This window comes from Bradyrhizobium sp. USDA 4461 (genome assembly GCF_054055655.1).
The window spans coordinates 7,188,964-7,203,006 of the sequence record NZ_JBSRXM010000001.1; the positions used below are offsets into that span (position 1 = coordinate 7,188,964).

Consider the following 14,043-nt stretch of genomic DNA (forward strand, 5'->3'; position numbering starts at 1 on the left):
TGCGGGTCTCCGTCAAGCAAATGGGGGCCAAAAGGCCCCCAAAACCCCGCCAATGTGGCGTTTTTGATACTTTGTTGCGCGGAATGGGAGCCCAAACGCGCCCGGCTCACGCCTTGTCCGGCCCGACCCGCACCAGCTGCTTGCCGAAATTGGCGCCCTTGAGCAGGCCCATGAAGGCCTCCGGCGCGCTGTCCAGCCCCTCGGTCACGAACTCCTTGTACTTGACCTTGCCCTCGCGCACCCACTGCGACATGTCGCGCAGGAAGTCGCCATGCATCGCGGCGAAGTCGCTGACGATGAAGCCGCGGAAGGTCAGCCGCTTGGTCAGGATGTTGCGCATCATCGCGCCGGCCCATTTCGGCGCATGCGCTTCGGTGTCGTTGTAATGCGCGATCAGGCCGCAGACCGGGATGCGCGCGAACGCATTGAGCAGCGGAAACACCGCATCGAACACCGCGCCGCCGACATTCTCGAAATAGACGTCGATGCCCTTCGGGCAGGCTTCCTTGAGCTTGGCCGCCAGATTGGGATCGCGATGGTCGAGGCACTCGTCGAAGCCGAGCTCGTTCTTAACGTAGGCGCACTTGTCCTTGCCGCCGGCAATGCCGATCGCCCGCGCGCCCTTGATCTTGGCGATCTGGCCGACCGCCGAGCCGACCGCGCCGGACGCGGCCGCGACCACCACCGTCTCGCCGGCCTGCGGCTTGCCGATCTCGAGCAGGCCGGTATAGGCGGTCATGCCGGGCATCCCGAGCACACCGACCGCGGTCGAGATCGGCGCGAGCTTGGGATCGATCTTGGCAAGGCCCTTGCCGTCCGAGATCGCATGGGTCTGCCAGCCGGCGCGCGACAGCACGATGTCGCCCTTGGCAAAGCCGGGATTGTTCGACGCGATCACTTCGCTCACCGTGCCGCCTTCCATCACGCCGCCGACCGGCACCGGTGCGGCATAGGACGGACCGTCGGCCATGCGGCCGCGCATATAGGGATCGAGCGATAGCCAGATGGTGCGCAGCAGCACCTCGCCCGCGCCTGGTGTCGGCGGCGTGTAGTCCTCGAGCCTGAAATTGGCCGGCGTGGGCTCGCCATGCGGGCGCGAAGCCAGAACGATGCGCTTACCTTGGGACATGATTTCCTCTTGAGATGATTGGTTCGTGGCGCACACGTAGGCATGCAATCCGCCTCCCCGCAAGGGAGATGGATTTTGTTCTGATGCGCGCGGTGTTTGAAATTCTGTTTGAAATGACGGCCGTCATTCCGGGGCGTGCGAAGCACGAGCCCGGAATCCATTTATCCACCAACGCTGCGTGCCGATGGATTCCGGGCTCGGTCCTACGGACCGCCCCGGAATGACGGTGATAGACTTACACCCCGCCCGGATAGTTCGGGGCTTCGCGCGTGATGGTCACGTCGTGGACGTGGCTTTCGCGCAGGCCGGCGCCGGTGATGCGGACGAACTCGGCCTTGCCGTGGAAATCCGTGATGTCCTTGGCACCGACATAGCCCATCGCCGCGCGGAGGCCGCCGGCGAGCTGGTGCATCACGTTGCCGACCGGGCCCTTGTACGGCACCTGGCCCTCGATGCCTTCGGGGACGAGCTTCAGCGTGTCCTTGATGTCCTGCTGGAAGTAGCGGTCGGCCGAGCCGCGCGCCATCGCGCCGACCGAGCCCATGCCGCGATAGGCCTTGTAGGAACGACCCTGCCAAAGGAAGACCTCGCCCGGCGTCTCGTCGGTGCCGGCGAGCAGCGAGCCGACCATCGCGATGTCGGCGCCGGCGGCGAGCGCCTTGGCGAGGTCGCCGGAATATTTGATGCCGCCGTCGGCGATGACAGGCACGTCGGCCTTCTTCGCGGCCGCGACCGCATCCATGATCGCGGTGAGCTGCGGCACGCCGACGCCGGCGACGATCCGCGTGGTGCAGATCGAGCCCGGGCCGATGCCGACCTTGATGCAGTCGGCGCCGGCATCGATCAAGGCTTGCGCGCCGCCTTCGGTCGCGACATTGCCGGCCACGACCTGCACGGCATTGGAGAGCCGCTTGATGCGGTTGACGGCATTAAGCACATGCCGCGAGTGGCCGTGCGCGGTGTCGACCACGACAACGTCGACGCCGGCATCGATCAGCCGTTCGGTGCGTTCATAGCCGGTCTCGCCGACCGTGGTGGCGGCAGCGACGCGCAGCCGGCCGTGCTCATCCTTGCAGGCGAGCGGATGCGCCACCGCCTTCTCGATGTCCTTCACCGTGATCAGGCCGACGCAGCGATATTGGTCGTCGACGACCAGGAGCTTCTCGATGCGATGCTTGTGCAGCATCCGCTTCGCCTCGTCCTGACCGACGCCCTCGCGCACCGTGACGAGGTTCTCATGCGTCATCAGCTCCGAGACCTTCTGCCTGGGGTCGCTGGCGAAACGCACGTCGCGGTTGGTCAGGATGCCGACCAGCTTGCCGGGCACATTCTTGGCGGCGCCGGTGACGACCGGAATGCCGGAGATGCCGTTCTCCTTCATCAGCGCCAGCGCGTCGGCCAAGGTGGCGTCGGGGCCGATGGTCAGCGGGTTGACCACCATGCCGGATTCGAACTTCTTGACCTGCCGGACCTGCGCGGCCTGGCCCTCGGGATCGAAGTTGCGATGGATGACGCCGAGGCCGCCGGCCTGCGCCATCGCGATCGCCATACGCGCTTCGGTGACGGTGTCCATCGCGGACGCCATGATCGGGATGTTGAGCTGGATCGCGCGGGTGACGCGCGAGCGGATATCGACTTCCGAGGGAAGGACGTCGGACAGACCGGGCTTCAGAAGCACATCGTCGAACGTGAAGGCTTCTCGGATAGCCGGAAATCCCGTGGCCATTGCCAACTCCTTATCTGCGGCCCAGCCGCGATGGTCTTACGGATGAACGCCGCCTGCGGCGACGCTCACTGCGTCACCGTCGAATCGGCGCCCATCGGTGGGGTTGACGCTGGTCGATAGCATGGCGGCATGACGAATCAAAGCGTTTGCCAGCCATGCACAGGCCTTTTTGCAGGCCGATTCAGGGGACCCTGTAACCGGGCGGCGGCCCGTGGCGGCGGATCGCCTCGACCATCTCGCGGTGGCGCCGGTCCTCTCGCTTCATGTGGACCGCGATCACCGCATGGACCGACGGCACCAGCAGCAAGACGTGGAAAAACAGCCCGAAAATCGCGCAAAACACGATCAGGACCAGATTGAAGATGGCCGAAAACGGCTGTCCGTTCAGGAGCAGCCCGATCGGCGGCAAGAGAGCGGCTAGGACGTAAATCACGGCGGACACCTCCAACGCGGGCGGATGCATACCAGCGTCACGCAGGATTTAGGGCGTTTGGCCGGTTCCGCAATAGCGTGCCCGCGGACAGGATGATATGGCCCCCTCGCCCGCCTTTTTCAGCACGGCTGTCCTATTTTGATGAACAAGCAACGCCTGATCCCGCTCATCGTGGCCACCGCCCTGTTCATGGAAAACATGGACTCCACGGTGATTGCGACCTCGCTGCCGGCGATCGCCGCCGATATCGGCACCAGCCCCCTGACGCTGAAGCTTGCGATCACCTCCTATCTGCTGTCGCTTGCGGTGTTCATCCCGGCAAGCGGCTGGACCGCCGACCGCTTCGGCGCCCGCATCGTGTTTGCCGGCGCGGTCGCCGTCTTCATGCTGGGCTCGATCGGCTGCGCGCTGTCGGGCTCGGTGACCGATTTCGTGTTCGCCCGCATCCTGCAGGGCCTCGGCGGAGCGATGATGACGCCGGTCGGGCGGCTGGTGCTGCTGCGCTCGGTCGACAAGAGCGCGCTGGTCAACGCGATGGCCTGGGTGACGGTGCCGGCGCTGATCGGCCCGGTGATCGGGCCGCCGCTCGGCGGCTTCATCACCACCTATTTCTCCTGGCACTGGATCTTCCTGATCAACATCCCGATCGGGCTGCTCGGCATCTTCCTGGCGCTGAAATACATCGACCCGATCAAAAGCGAGGACCCCGAGCGCTTCGATCTGATGGGACTGGTGCTGGCCGGCATCGGCCTTGCCGGCATCGCCTTCGGACTGTCGGTCGCGGGGCTCAACCTGCTGCCGTGGCCGATCGTCGCCGCGCTGGTCGGGGTCGGCACGATCTCGATGACGCTCTATGTCCTGCACGCGCGGCGCACCGGCTCGCCGGTGCTCGATTTCGGGCTGCTGCGGCTGCCGACCATGCGTGCGTCGATCGTCGGCGGCTTCATGTTCCGGCTCGGCATCGGCGCGCTGCCGTTCCTGCTGCCGCTGTTGATGCAGGTCGGCTTCGGCCTGTCGCCGTTCCAGTCCGGCCTCGTCACCTTTGCGTCGGCGGTCGGCGCCATGGGCATGAAGACGCTGGCGGCGCGCATCATCAAGGCCTTCGGCTTCCGCAACATGATGACGGTCAACGCGGTGGTGAGTTCGGCCTTCCTCGCCGCCTGCGCCCTGTTCACGATCTCGACGCCGCTGATGCTGATCTTCACCATCCTGGTGGTCGGCGGCTTCTTCCGCTCGCTGCAATTCACCGCGATCAACACCGTCGCTTATGCAGAAGTCGAGGCGCCGCAGATGAGCCGGGCCACGACGCTGGTCAGTGTCAACCAGCAGCTCGCGGTGTCCGCCGGCGTCGCGGTCGGCGCGTTCTCGGTCGAGACCACGCTGGCGCTGCACCACGCGACCGAGCTGTCCGCCGACGTGTTCGCGCCGGCCTTCATCGTGGTGTCGCTGATCTCGGCGGCCTCGGCCTGGTTCTTCTGGCAGATGCCGGCCGACGCCGGCAACGAGATCGCCGGCCGCAAGGCGATCGATATCTCGAGCCGCAAGGGCGCCGAGAAGCGCGCCGCCGCCGACGCAGTCAAGGCCGCGACCGAGGACACCCAGAACGCCAGGGATCAGCGGCTGGGGTGAGGACGGTTAGCTCCGTCATTGCAATGACGAGGTGCGCGCTCGATCTATCACCGTCATCCTGAGGAGCCGCGTAGCGCCGTCTCGAAGGATGCACGGCCAACAGCCGGGCCGCGCACCCTTCGAGATGCGCTTCGCGCTCCCCAGGGTGACGGTCACGACGTTCCTATCGATGACGGCTGTTGCCTGCGAAACCCGGTCGCCACCACTTCGCATTCGCAAGACTCCAGCCGGCCTCGCTCAAGCATTGTTGAACGGGCCGTCGAAACCATGCCGGCTTTGCGGGGTAGTGCCGCGTGGTCCCTCAGGAGCGCGCCCGATGAACTCAATCGAATACACCAAGAGCAAGGTTCCCGAAGTCACGCTGGTGTTCTGGATCATCAAGATCGCCGCGACCACGCTCGGCGAGACCGGCGGCGATACCGTCACGATGACGCTGAACTGGGGTTACCTGGCGGGGACGATGCTGTTCCTGTTCGTACTCGTGGCGCTGGTCGCGGCGCAGATCGCCGCAAAGGCGTTTCAGCCGATGCTGTACTGGGCCACGATCGTCGCGTCGACGACGTTCGGCACCACCATGGCCGATTTCGCCGATCGCTCGCTCGGCATCGGCTATGCCGGCGGATCGACGCTGCTGCTCTGCCTGCTGCTGCTCACGCTCGGCCTCTGGTACTGGTCGCTCGGCTCGATCTCGGTCAACACCGTGAGCACGCCGCGGATCGAGGCGCTGTACTGGACCGCGATCACGTTCTCGCAGACGCTCGGCACCGCGCTCGGCGACTGGATCGCCGATTCCACCGGGCTCGGCTACGAGGGCGGCGCACTGGTGTTCGGCGTCGCGCTGGCCGCGATCGCGGCAGCCTATTACTGGACCGCGATCTCGCGGGTGACGCTGTTCTGGCTGGCCTTCATCCTGTCGCGGCCGCTCGGCGCCACGGTCGGCGACTTCCTCGACAAGCCGGTCAGCGACGGCGGCCTCGCGCTGAGCCGCCCGATCGCCTCCGCGGTTCTCGCGATCTTCATCATCGTCTGTGTGCTGGTGCTGCCGCAGCGCGCCGGATCGCACCCGGCGCCGGCCAGCACGGCGGCGTGACCAGGGGACAGGTCAACGTCTCGCGGCGCGAAACCCGGTCGCCAGCACGTAGCGCTCGGACGAATCCTGACGGCTGGCCGCCGGCTTGACGTGGCGGACGGTGGCGAAATCGCGCTTCAGCTGCGCCACCAGCTCGGCGTCGGCGCCGCTCTGAAACACTTTTGCCAGGAACGTGCCGCCGGGGTTGAGCACCTCGCCGGCGAAATGCGCCGCGGTCTCGACCAGGCCGATGATGCGGAGCTGATCGGTCTTGCGATGGCCGGTGGTGTTGGCCGCCATGTCGGACATCACGAAATCGGCGCGGCCGCCCATCATCGCGATCAGCTTCTCGGGCGCGTCATGGTCGAGGAAATCGAGCTGCGCGAAGGTGACGCCGGGGATCTCGCCCATCTCCAGCAGATCGATCGCGACCACCTTGCCCTTGCCGTCGGCGGCGCCGGTGCGTTTCGCCGCGATCTGGCTCCAGCCGCCGGGCGCGGCGCCGAGGTCGACCACCGTCATGCCGGGCTTGAGCAGGCGATATTTGTCGTCGATCTCGAGCAGCTTGAAGGCCGCGCGCGAGCGATAGCCCATCGCCTTGGCCTTGGCGACATAGGGATCGTTAAGCTGGCGCTCCAGCCAGAGTTTTGACGACAATTTGCGCTTGCCGCCGCTCTTGACCGTGACGTGCAGCCGCCCGGTGGTGTCTTTCGCCATTTCATTTTCTCTTCTCCCTCGCCCCGCTCTTGCGGGGAGAGGGTTGGGGTGAGGGGCTGCTTCCGCAATGAAGGTGAGAGATGCGCTCGTGGAGAGTCCCCCTCACCCGGATTGCATTGACATGCAACGTAGCCGAAGCTTCGCTTCGGCGTCCACTTAGGGGACGGCCGCCGTAGGCGGCCTAGGCCTCTCCCCGCAAGCGGGGCGAGGCAAGAGAAGCCCTAGCACGCCCGCAGCGCGCCGTCCTCGCGCATCATCTCGACCAGCATGCCCTCGCGCAGGCCGCGATCGGCGACGCGGAGCCGCGGCATCGGGAACGCGTTGCGGATCGCATCGAGGATCGCGCAGCCGGCGAGCACCAGGTCGGCCCGCTCGACGCTGATGCAGCTGTTGCTGACGCGCGCCTCATAGCTCATGCCGAGCAATTTCTGGATCGTGGCGGTGACGTCGGCATCCTCCATCCAGATGCCGTCGATGCGGCGGCGATCGTAGCGCGACAGATTGAGGAAGACGCCGGCGAGCGTGGTCACGGTGCCCGAGGTGCCGAGCATGTGCATGTCGCGCAGGTCCCGGCCGTGCTCGGCCGCGAACGGCGCGACGTGGCGGGCGACCTCGTCGATCATCTGCGCGTAGAGATCGCGGGTCACGTTCCTGCCGCCGAAATGTTCGGCCAGCGTGACGACCCCGAGCGGGATCGACATCCACGCCTTGATGCGCGGCGGCGCATCGGGCGCGTTGGGATCGCGCTCGATCCGCACCAGCTCGGTCGAGCCGCCGCCGATGTCGAACAGGATAGCGCCCCGCCCCTTCGGGTCGAGCAGCGGCGAGCATCCGATCACGGCCAGCGTCGCCTCGGTCTCGCGATCGATCACCTCGAGCTCGATGCCCGTCGCGGCCGCGACGCGCGCGCGAAAACTCTCGGCATTGCCGGCGGCGCGGCAGGCCTCGGTGGCGATCAGCCGCAGCCGGCGCGCCTTGCGGTAGCGGATCTTGTCGCTGCAGATGGCGAGCGCGGCAATCGCCCGCTCGATCGCCGCCTCGCTGATCGAGCCGGTCGCAGCGATACCCTCGCCAAGCCGGATGATCCGCGAGAACGAGTCGACCACGCGGAACCCGTCGCCAGTGGGACAGGCAATCAGGAGCCGGCAATTGTTGGTGCCAAGATCGAGCGCGGCGTAGACGCCATTATCCGCGGCGGCCGCAACCAACCCTGACGGGGCTTCGCCGGCCGGGGGGCCGTCGCAAAGCCGCACATGGTCGTTCATCAAAACTGTCTTTCCGCAGGACCCCCGGAGCAATCCACCGGGAGCAATCCGTGGGCCCGCCGAATAATTGTCGTTCACGGAAACTTTAGCAGCGTCAAAGCCCTGCGCAAACTCCGTTCACATTGGCTCCATGCCCAATCGGGCGTTGTCGTTAAGGGGGGTGTGCGTTATCCCGTCTGCGCCCCCAAACGCCACCAAATCCGGGCATTTCAGGTCATTTTCGATGCAAGATCATACGCCGCCAGCCTCCCTCGAAAACGCTATCGCACTGCAAAAATACGGTGTCGGACAGCCTGTTCGACGAAAGGAGGACGACACCCTGGTGCGCGGCAAGGGCAAATACACCGACGATTTCTCCCTGCCCGGCCAGGCCATTTGCTGGATGGTCCGCTCCTCCCATGCCCATGGGATCATCAAGGGGATCGCCACCGAGGCCGCCAGGGCGATGCCGGGCGTGCTCGGGGTGTGGACCGGCGCCGACCTCGCGGCCGCCGGCTACAACCCCTTCACCTGCGGCCTGCCGCTGAAGAACCGCGACGGCTCTCCGCTCAAGCAAACCAACCGCCCGGCGCTGGCGACCGACAAGGTGCGCTTCGTCGGCGATCCCGTGGCCTTCGTGGTGGCCGAGACCGCCGCGCAGGCGCGTGACGCGGCCGAGGCTGTCGAGGTCGATATCGAGCCGCTGCCGGCGGTGACCGATGCGGCCGAAGCCGCTAAATCCGGCGCGCCGCAGCTCTATGACGACATCCCCAACAACGTCGCGCTCGACTACCACTATGGCGACACGGCCAAGATCGAAGCCGCGTTCGCCGCCGCCGCGCACGTCACAAAACTCGACATCGTCAACACCCGCGTCGCCGTGGTCTCGATGGAGCCGCGCGTCGCACTCGCGCATTACGACAAGAAGACCGAACGCTTCACGTTGCAGGTGCCGACCCAGGGCGTCTCCGGCAACAAGGCGATCCTGGCCCGCCTGCTCAACGTGCCCGCCGACAAGGTCCGCATCCTCACCGGCAATGTCGGCGGCTCGTTCGGGATGAAGAACCTCAACTATCCCGAATACACCTGCATCGCGCATGCCGCGCGCGAGCTGGGTCGCCCGGTGAAGTGGCTCGACGAGCGCTCCACCAGCTTCCTGTCCGACAGCCAGGGCCGCGCGCAGCTGATCCATGCCGAGCTCGCGCTCGACGCCGACGGCAAGTTCCTCGCGGTGCGGCTCTCCGGCTACGGCAATCTCGGCGCCTACATCACCGGCGTCGCGCCGGGCCCGCTGTCGCTCAACACCGGCAAGAACCTCGCCAGCGTCTACCGCACGCCGCTGCTCGGCGTCGACATCAAGACGGTCTTGACCAACACCACGCTGATGGGCGCCTATCGCGGCGCCGGCCGGCCCGAGGCCAATTACTACATGGAGCGGCTGATCGACGCCGCTGCCGACGAGATGGGCATCAACCGCTTCACCTTGCGCAAGCGCAATTTCATCAAGCCCTCGCAACTGCCGTTCCCAGCCGCCTCCGGCGTCACCTATGACAGCGGCGACTTCGCCGGCGTGTTCCAGAAGGCGCTGGAGATCTCCGATTACGAGAATTTCGCCAAGCGCAAGAAGGAGAGCAGGAAGAGCGGCAGACTGCGCGGCATCGCGGTGGGCTCGTATCTCGAGGTCACCGCGCCGCCGTCCGGCGAGCTCGGCAAGATCACCTTCGAGCCCGACGGTTCGGTGAAGCTCACCACCGGCACGCTCGATTACGGCCAGGGCCACGCCACGCCGTTCGCGCAGGTGCTGTCCGACCAGCTCGGCGTGCCCTTCGAGAAGATCACGCTCGAACAGGGCGACAGCGATCTCGTGCGGTTCGGCAACGGCACCGGCGGCTCGCGCTCGATCACCGCGACCGGACAGGCGATCGTCGAGGCCGCGGCACTCGTGGTCGAGAAGGGCAAGAAGGCCGCCGCGCACATCCTGGAGGCCTCCGAGGCCGACATCGAATTCGGCGCCGGCCGCTTCACCATCGCCGGCACCGACCGCTCGATCGGCATCATGGAGCTCGCCGAGCGGATGCGCGCCGGCAAGATGCCCGAGGGCACGCCGGACACGCTCGACGTCGATCACGCCACCAAAGAGACCGCGTCGACCTTCCCGAACGGCTGCCATGTCGCGGAGGTCGAGATCGATCCCGAGACTGGGGTGACGCGGATCGTGCGCTACTCCGCGGTCAACGATTTCGGCGTCGTGGTCAATCCGATGATCGTCGCCGGCCAATTGCATGGCGGCGTCGCGCAAGGCATCGGCCAGGCGCTGATGGAGGAAGTCAGCTACGACGCCTCCGGCCAGCCGATCACCGGCTCGTTCATGGACTACGCGCTGCCGCGCGCCGGCGACGTGCCGTCGATGCAGGTCGGCGATCACCCCTCGCCGGCGAAATCCAATCCGCTCGGCACCAAGGGCTGCGGCGAAGCCGGCTGCGCCGGCAGCCTGGTCTGCATCGTCAACGCGGTGGTCGACGCGCTGTCGGAGTACGGCATCAAGCACATCAACATGCCGCTGACGCCGGAGCGGGTCTGGCGCGCGATCCAGGACGCCAAGGCGAAGGCGGCGTAAGGGCGCGTTGCTGTCGCCACTATCCTCCGCTGTCACCACCCGCGAAGGCGGGTGGTCCAGTATTCCGGAGACAGCAGCTGTTGAGCCGAGAGGCCGCGGCGTACTGGATACCCCGCCTGCGCGGGGTATGACACCGTTGGTGCGGAGGGGCCTTGCCCCTTCCTGCTACGCCGCGGCCTGCTCGCGCGGCTGGGTGATCGCGATGTGCCAGCAATGCGCCAGCGGCACGCCGTTGCCGAGCACCAGCGCGTCGAGCTCGACGAAGCGATGGCCCTTCTTGTCGTAATTGCCGATCACCTTGGCGCGCGCCGTCAGCTCGTCGCCGATCTTGCCGGCTGAGAGCAGCTGCATCCTTGTGCCGACATGGATCCACGGCCCGAGGATCGCATTGTCGACCAGTACCTTGTTCATCACCCGCGGCAACAGGCCGGGATGGCCGAGGCCTTCGCGCAGATAGATCGGGTCGGTCTCCCTGATATCGGCAAGATAGTCCTTCGCGGCATCGCCGGACCAGTCGCGTGGGATGGTGCCGAGCCATTTGCCCTCTTCATAGGACGACGCGCTGACCGGCTTGCGTTCGGCGACCGCGGCGACCTGCTTATAATCGTCGAGCGCAAATTTCGGCGCTGACGCCGGCAGCGATGCGGTGCCGGTGGCGCAGAGCTCGGCGCGGCTATGGAGCTCGATCGTGAGCCCGTTGCCGGTCTCCCGGCCGGTCAATTCGGCGATCTCGCCGTCATAGACCGGCTTGACGAAGCGCGCCTCGATCAGGCCGCGTTCGAGGAAATCGCGGCCCCATCTCTCGACCGGCAGGTGCATCATGTAGGCCATCACGTCGACGCCGGGCACCAGCCCGCCGGAAAAGCCGAATTTTTTCGCAACCGTGTCGTCGTGGATCTTATTCTCCGAGAGCTTTGACGTGTTGTGCGCCTCGACGCGGTAGGTCAGCGAAGCCTTCGAATCCATCGGGTTTCCCCTTATTTCGGTGGTTTTTCTCGGGCAATCGTAGTCGAACCGGGCGACCGAGACAAGTCTCTCGTTCTGCTCGCAATTTTCCGCCCGATGGAGTACACGCAGGCCGCGCTCTCCAACTCTTGAATCGATGACTGAAACCCCTGCTCCCACCCGCATTTATGTCGATGCCGACGCCTGTCCGGTGAAGGACGAGATCTATCGCGTCGCGATCCGGCTCGGCGTGCCGGTCAGCGTGGTCGCCGGCAATTTCGTCCGCGTGCCGCAGGATCCGCTGATCGAGCGCATCGCCGCCGGTTCGGGCATGGACGCTGCCGACGACTGGATCGCGGAACGCGCGCATGCGGGCGATGTCGTGATCACCGCGGACATTCCGCTGGCGAGCCGCTGCGTCAAGGCCGGCGCCGATGTGATCGCGCCAAATGGAAAACCGTTCACGGAACAGTCGATCGGCATGACCTTGGCGATGCGCAATCTGATGACCGATCTGCGTTCGTCGGGCGAGATCACCGGCGGGCCGAAATCCTACTCGCCGCGCGACCGCTCGACATTCCTGTCGGCGCTCGACCAGACCATCCGCCGCATCCAGCGCCGCCGCGCCGAGCAGGCGTCGGCGAACGGGGGTTAGCGATGGCTCCGCCTCCTCTCATCCAGCTCAAGGACATCAGCCTGACCTTCGGCGGCACGCCGCTGCTGTCGGGCGTCGAGCTGTCGGTCTCCGCGGGCGAGCGCGTCTGCCTGATCGGCCGCAACGGCTCCGGCAAATCGACGCTGCTGCGGATCGCGGCCGGGCTGGTCGAGCCCGATGCCGGCAGCCGCTTCGTGCAGCCCGGCGCCACCATCCGCTATCTGCCGCAGGAGCCTGATTTCGGGGAGCACAAGACGACGCTGGCCTATGTCGAGGCCGGGCTTGGTCCCGGCGACGACCACTACCAGGCGCGCTACCTGCTCGAACAGCTTGGTCTCAGCGGCGAGGAAGACCCGGCGCATGTCTCCGGCGGCGAGGCGCGCCGCGCCGCGCTGGCACGGGTGCTGGCGCCCTCGCCCGATATTTTGCTGCTGGACGAGCCGACCAACCATCTCGACCTGCCGACCATCGAATGGCTCGAGGGCGAATTGGAGAGCCGGCGCTGTGCGCTGGTGCTGATCAGCCACGACCGCCGCTTCCTCACCAATCTGTCGCGCTCGACCGCCTGGCTCGACCGCGGCCGGATCCGGCAGATCGAGCGCGGCTTCGGCGCCTTCGAGGAATGGCGCGACGAGGTGCTGGCGGAGGAAGAGCGCGAGCAGCACAAGCTCGACCGCAAAATCGTCAATGAAGAACACTGGCTGCGCTACGGCGTCTCCGGCCGCCGCAAGCGCAACGTCAAGCGGCTCGGCAACCTGCATGCGCTGCGCGACCAGCGCCGCAATTATCGCGGCGCCACCGGCAACGCCACGCTCGCCGCCGCCGAGGCCGACAAATCCGGCCGCCTGGTGATCGAGGCCAAGAACATCGCCAAGGCCTTCGGCGAGCGCAAGATCGTCGACGGCTTCTCGACCAGGATCCAGCGCGGCGACCGCGTCGGCATCGTCGGTCCGAACGGCGCCGGCAAGACCACGCTGGTGCATCTTCTGATCGGCAACGATCCGCCGGATTCCGGCTCGGTGCGGCTGGGCGCCAATATCGAGATGGCGACGCTCGATCAGCATCGCGAGAGCCTCGATCCGAAGCTGACCTTGGCCGAGGCGCTGACCGGCGGCCGCGGCGATCATGTGATGGTCGGTGACAAGTCGAAGCACGTGATCGGCTACATGAAAGACTTCCTGTTCGCGCAGGAGCAGCGCGGCACGCCGCTGGAGGCGCTGTCCGGCGGCGAGCGCGGCCGGCTGATGCTGGCCCGCGCATTGGCCAAGCCGTCGAACCTCCTGATCCTGGACGAGCCGACCAACGACCTCGATCTCGAAACCCTCGATGTGCTCGAGGACATGCTCGGCGACTACGAAGGCACGGTGATCCTGATCAGCCACGACCGCGACTTCCTCGACCGCGTGGTGACGTCGGTGGTGGTGCCCGAAGGCCAGGGACGCTGGATCGAATATGCCGGCGGCTATTCCGACATGCTGGCGCAGCGCGGCGCCGACGTGAAGCGCGAGACAGTAAAGGCGGACGCCCCGACAGACGAGAAGAAGGAAGCGAGGGCCGCGGCCCCTGAAGCCGCGCCACGGCGCCGGCTGAGCTTCAACGAGAAGCACGCGCTGGAGACGCTGCCGAAGACGATCGACAGGCTGCATGCCGAGATTGCCAAGCAGCAGAAGCTGCTCGACGATCCCGATCTTTATGCGAAGGATCGCAAGACATTCGACACCGCGTCGGCCGCGATCGCCAAGGCGCAGCAAGAGCTCGCCGCCGCCGAAGACCGCTGGCTCGAGCTCGAAGTGCTGCGCGAAGAGATCGAACAGGCGTAAGCGCAATGTCCCCAGTCGTCATTGCGAGGAGCGGAGCGACGAAGCAATCCATCCTTCCG

11 protein-coding genes are annotated in these 14,043 nt (G+C 66.3%); 5 read left to right on the forward strand and 6 right to left on the reverse strand.

Annotated features, from left to right (window positions below; genetic code table 11):
• Positions 1–106 precede the first annotated feature (106 nt).
• The 3 genes from ACVINW_RS33980 to ACVINW_RS33990 all read right to left on the reverse strand — a co-directional run bounded on the left by ACVINW_RS33980 (position 107) and on the right by ACVINW_RS33990 (position 3,288).
• A complete protein-coding gene (locus ACVINW_RS33980; RefSeq protein ID WP_456755307.1) occupies positions 107–1,129 on the reverse strand; it encodes an NADP-dependent oxidoreductase in 1,023 nt (340 codons plus the stop codon).
• Between the two features lie 235 nt (positions 1,130–1,364).
• Entirely contained in the window at positions 1,365–2,855 is a 1,491-nt protein-coding gene (guaB, locus tag ACVINW_RS33985) for an IMP dehydrogenase (protein ID WP_456755308.1), read from the reverse strand.
• 181 nt (positions 2,856–3,036) lie between these two features.
• The gene (locus ACVINW_RS33990; protein ID WP_456756561.1) at positions 3,037–3,288 is read right to left on the reverse strand and encodes a hypothetical protein; all 252 of its coding nucleotides are present in this window, start codon (positions 3,286–3,288) and stop codon (positions 3,037–3,039) included.
• A 141-nt stretch (positions 3,289–3,429) separates the two neighbouring features.
• Between ACVINW_RS33990 and ACVINW_RS33995 the strand changes: the two genes are divergently transcribed.
• Both ACVINW_RS33995 and ACVINW_RS34000 read left to right on the forward strand, forming a co-directional pair.
• Positions 3,430–4,917 (forward strand): MFS transporter, encoded by a 1,488-nt coding sequence (locus tag ACVINW_RS33995; RefSeq protein WP_456755309.1) that lies wholly within the window; start codon positions 3,430–3,432, stop codon positions 4,915–4,917.
• 316 nt (positions 4,918–5,233) lie between these two features.
• The gene (locus ACVINW_RS34000; RefSeq protein ID WP_456755310.1) at positions 5,234–6,007 is read left to right on the forward strand and encodes a COG4705 family protein; all 774 of its coding nucleotides are present in this window, start codon (positions 5,234–5,236) and stop codon (positions 6,005–6,007) included.
• Between the two features lie 12 nt (positions 6,008–6,019).
• Here the strand turns inward: ACVINW_RS34000 and ACVINW_RS34005 are convergent, their stop codons facing one another.
• Together ACVINW_RS34005 and ACVINW_RS34010 are read right to left on the reverse strand one after the other, a co-directional pair.
• Positions 6,020–6,703: an RlmE family RNA methyltransferase gene (locus ACVINW_RS34005; protein WP_456755311.1), complete on the reverse strand. Its 684-nt coding sequence runs from the start codon at positions 6,701–6,703 to the stop codon at positions 6,020–6,022.
• Between the two features lie 221 nt (positions 6,704–6,924).
• Positions 6,925–7,968 (reverse strand): Ppx/GppA phosphatase family protein, encoded by a 1,044-nt coding sequence (locus ACVINW_RS34010; protein ID WP_456755312.1) that lies wholly within the window; start codon positions 7,966–7,968, stop codon positions 6,925–6,927.
• Positions 7,969–8,191: 223 nt separating this feature from the next.
• Here ACVINW_RS34010 and ACVINW_RS34015 point away from each other — a divergent pair, with 223 nt between their 5' ends.
• Positions 8,192–10,564 (forward strand): xanthine dehydrogenase family protein molybdopterin-binding subunit, encoded by a 2,373-nt coding sequence (locus tag ACVINW_RS34015; RefSeq protein WP_456755313.1) that lies wholly within the window; start codon positions 8,192–8,194, stop codon positions 10,562–10,564.
• Between the two features lie 165 nt (positions 10,565–10,729).
• Here ACVINW_RS34015 and ACVINW_RS34020 read toward each other — a convergent pair whose 3' ends face one another.
• Positions 10,730–11,530 (reverse strand): hypothetical protein, encoded by an 801-nt coding sequence (locus tag ACVINW_RS34020; RefSeq protein WP_456755314.1) that lies wholly within the window; start codon positions 11,528–11,530, stop codon positions 10,730–10,732.
• 136 nt (positions 11,531–11,666) lie between these two features.
• On the opposite strand from ACVINW_RS34020, the gene ACVINW_RS34025 reads away from it, so the two are divergent.
• Both ACVINW_RS34025 and ACVINW_RS34030 read left to right on the forward strand, forming a co-directional pair.
• Positions 11,667–12,164, forward strand: coding sequence for a YaiI/YqxD family protein (locus tag ACVINW_RS34025; RefSeq protein ID WP_456755315.1), 498 nt, complete (start codon positions 11,667–11,669; stop codon positions 12,162–12,164).
• Positions 12,165–12,166: 2 nt separating this feature from the next.
• Complete coding sequence (locus ACVINW_RS34030; RefSeq protein WP_456755316.1) at positions 12,167–13,984, forward strand: ABC-F family ATP-binding cassette domain-containing protein; 1,818 nt, start codon at positions 12,167–12,169, stop codon at positions 13,982–13,984.
• Positions 13,985–14,043 lie beyond the last annotated feature (59 nt).